General features: G+C 69.1%; 3 protein-coding genes. 1 reads left to right on the plus strand and 2 read right to left on the minus strand.

The annotated features are described in order from the left end of the window. A partial coding sequence (tal, locus tag I5G_RS07630) for a transaldolase (RefSeq protein WP_022878525.1) occupies nucleotides 1-601 on the minus strand: 601 nt, incomplete at its 3' end. Between the two features lie 19 nt (nucleotides 602-620). Then, nucleotides 621-2717 (minus strand): transketolase, encoded by a 2097-nt coding sequence (gene tkt / locus I5G_RS07635; protein WP_026095748.1) that lies wholly within the window; start codon nucleotides 2715-2717, stop codon nucleotides 621-623. A gap of 230 nt (nucleotides 2718-2947) precedes the next feature. Between tkt and I5G_RS07640 the strand changes: the two genes are divergently transcribed. Then, the coding region (locus tag I5G_RS07640; RefSeq protein ID WP_022878527.1) for a heme o synthase at nucleotides 2948-3472 on the plus strand (525 nt) is incomplete at its 3' end.

Genomic DNA, 3472 nt, shown 5'->3' on the forward strand with positions numbered 1-3472 from the left:
ACGCGACCGATTGCAGGGTCGAGATGTCGTGTCCGGCCTCGCGGGCCTTCTCGACGCCGGCGAGGTACGCGTCGATGACCTCGGCGTAGCGCTCGAGGCTGAAGATCAGCGTGACGTTCACGGAGATGCCCGCACCGATGACCTCGGTGATGGCGGGGAGGCCCGCCTTCGTCGCGGGGATCTTGATGAGGACGTTCGGGCGGTCGACGCGCGCCGAGAGGTCCTTCGCCTGGGCGATGGTCGCCTCGGTGTCGTGCGCGAGGTCGGGGGAGACCTCGATCGACACGCGGCCGTCGACTCCGCCGGTGGCCTCGAACACGGGCAGGAAGATGTCGCACGCGTCGCGCACGTCGTCGGTGGTGATCGAGAAGATCGCCTCGTCGACGCCCGCGCCGTGGCCCGCGAGCTCGCGGACCTGGCCCTCGTAGGCCTCGCCCTTGGAGAGCGCGCCGGCGAAGATCGTCGGGTTCGTGGTGACACCGGAGACGTTGCGCTTCTCGATGAGTTCGGCGAGGTTGCCGGACTGGATGCGCTGACGGGACAGGTCGTCGAGCCAGATGCTGACGCCTGCGGCGGAAAGCTGTTCGGTGGGAGTGCTCATTGTCTGTTCTCTCCTGGGATTACTTCGCGGCGGCGATCGACTCGTGGGCGGCCGACACGACCGCCTCGGCGGTGATGCCGAACTTCTGGAAGAGGGTCTTGTAGTCGGCGGAGGCGCCGAAGTGGTCGATGGCGACCGAGCGACCGGCGTCGCCGACGATGCCCGCCCACGTGAGCGCGGAACCCGCCTCGACGGAGACGCGCGCCTTCACCGAGGACGGCAGCACGGACTCGCGGTACGCCTCGTCCTGCTCGGCGAACCACTCGAGCGACGGAGCCGACACCACGCGGGCGTTGATGCCGTCGGCGGCGAGGGTCTCGCGGGCCTGGACGGCCAGCTGCACCTCGGAGCCCGTGGCGATGAGGATCACGTCGGGCTCGCCGTTCGGGGCCTCCGCGAGGACGTAGGCGCCCTTGACCGCGTTCGCGGCCGAGGCGAAGACGTCTCCGGAGGCCTCGCCCTCGCCGCGCGCGAACACGGGGATGTTCTGCCGCGTGAGCGCGAGACCGGCGGGACCGGCGGTGCGACGGAGGATCTCGAGCCACACGACCGAGGTCTCGTTGGCATCCGCGGGACGCACGAGGGCGAAGTTCGGGATGGCGCGGAGGCTGGCGAGCTGCTCGATCGGCTGGTGCGTCGGGCCGTCCTCACCGAGGGCGACGGAGTCGTGCGTCCAGACGAAGACCGTCGGGATGTTCATCAGCGCGGCCAGACGCACCGGCGGGCGCATGTAGTCGCTGAAGATGAGGAACGTGCCGCCGAACGGACGCGTCGGTCCGTGCAGCACGATGCCGTTGAGGATCGCGCCCATGGCGTGCTCGCGGATGCCGAAGTGCAGCACGCGGCCGTACGGGTCGCCGGACCACTCGTGCGTCGACCACGAGGTGGGGATGAAGGACTTGGCATCCTTGATCGTGGTCAGGTTCGACTCGGCGAGGTCGGCCGAACCGCCCCACAGTTCGGGGAGCTCGGCGGCCAGCGCGTTGATGACCGTGCCCGACGCGGCACGCGTCGAGACGTCCTTGCCGGCCTCGAAGGCGGGGAGCGCGTCGGCGATGTCCGCGGGGAGCTCGCGGGCCTGCAGGCGGTCCCACAGCTGCTTGCGCTCGGGGTGGGCGGCGGCCCACGCGTCGAACTTCTCCTGCCAGGCGGCCTTCTCGGCGGCACCGCGCTCGACGAGCTGGCGCGTGTGCGCCAGGACGTCGTCGGCGACGGCGAAGTGCTGCTCGGGGTCGAAGCCGAGCACCTCCTTGGTGGCCTTGAGCTCGTCGGCGCCGAGCGCCGAACCGTGGATCTTGCCGGAGTTCTGCTTACCGGGGGAGGGCCAGCCGATGATCGTCTTGAGGATGATGAGCGAGGGCTTGCTCGTCTCGCCCTTCGCGGCCTCGATCGCGGAGTTCAGCTCGGCGACGTCCTCGACATACTGACCGGTCTTCTTCCAGTCGACGGTCTGCACGTGCCAGCCGTAGGACTCGTAGCGCTTCTGCACGTCCTCGGTGAAAGCGACGTTCGTGTCGTCCTCGATCGAGATCTGGTTGGAGTCGTAGATCGCGATGAGGTTGCCGAGCTCCTGGTGGCCGGCGAGCGAGGAGGCCTCGCTGGTCACGCCCTCCTGGAGGTCGCCGTCACCCGCGATGACGTAGACGTAGTGGTCGAAGGGGCTCTCGCCGGCCGGGGTCTCCGGGTCGAACAGACCGCGCTCGTAGCGGGCGGCGTAGGCGAAGCCGACCGACGAGGCCAGGCCCTGGCCGAGCGGGCCGGTCGTGATCTCGACGCCGTCGGTGTGGCCGTACTCGGGGTGACCCGGGGTGAGCGAGCCCCACGTGCGCAGCGCCTCGAGGTCCTTCAGCTCGAGGCCGAAACCGCCGAGGTAGAGCTGCACGTACTGCGTGAGCGAGGAGTGGCCCACGGAGAGGATGAAGCGGTCGCGTCCGGGCCAGTGCGTGTCGGCCGGGTCGTGGCGCAGGACGCGCTGGTAGAGCAGGTAGGCCGCGGGTGCGAGGGACATCGCGGTACCGGGGTGCCCGTTACCCACCTTCTCGACGGCATCCGCCGCCAGAACGCGTGCGGTGTCCACCGCGCGCCGATCGATCTCGTCCCATTCGAAGTCCGACAACACGGTGCCTTTCTCGTCACTTTGCGCCCGGGGTCACGATCCGACGCCGCACTCGACGCCGTAGGGGCGGGAGTGGGGTGGGGTGGTCGGCGCGGGGCGCGCGTTCATCGCCAGCATAGCGAGAACGTACGAAGGGCCGGGACTGTTCCCGAGGGGGTCGACAGGCGGCCGGGTGTGTGTACGGGATGCCATAGAATCGTGGGGATACGCTCGCTCTACCCCGGGGGACGATGGACATCTCGACGACGTCGCACGTCACTGCGACGACCGATCGCCGCTCCGTCGGACGCACCGTTCGCGCTTATGTCGCTCTGACGAAGCCGCGCGTGCTCGAGCTGCTGCTGGTCACGACCGTTCCGGTCATGATCCTGGCGGCACGCGGACTTCCCGACATCTGGCTCATCTTCGCCACCGTCATCGGGGGATCCCTGAGCGCCGGTTCCGCCGCCGCGTTCAACATGTACCTGGATCGCGACATCGACGCGCACATGCAGCGCACCGAGAACCGTCCGCTGGTCACCGGTGAGGTGTCGCCGCGCGGGGCTCTGACGTTCGCATGGACGCTCGCCGTCGTCTCGACCGTGTGGCTGTGGGCGTTCACCAACGCGCTGGCGGCCGGACTCTCGGCCGCGGCCATCTTCTTCTACGTCGTGATCTACACGATGATCCTCAAGCGCCGCACCGAGCAGAACATCGTCTGGGGCGGGATCGCCGGCTGCTTCCCGGTGCTCATCGGCTGGTCGTCCGTGACCGGC

Origin of the sequence: Microbacterium sp. B19 (assembly GCF_000333395.1) — a bacterium.
Lineage (GTDB): Bacteria > Actinomycetota > Actinomycetes > Actinomycetales > Microbacteriaceae > Microbacterium.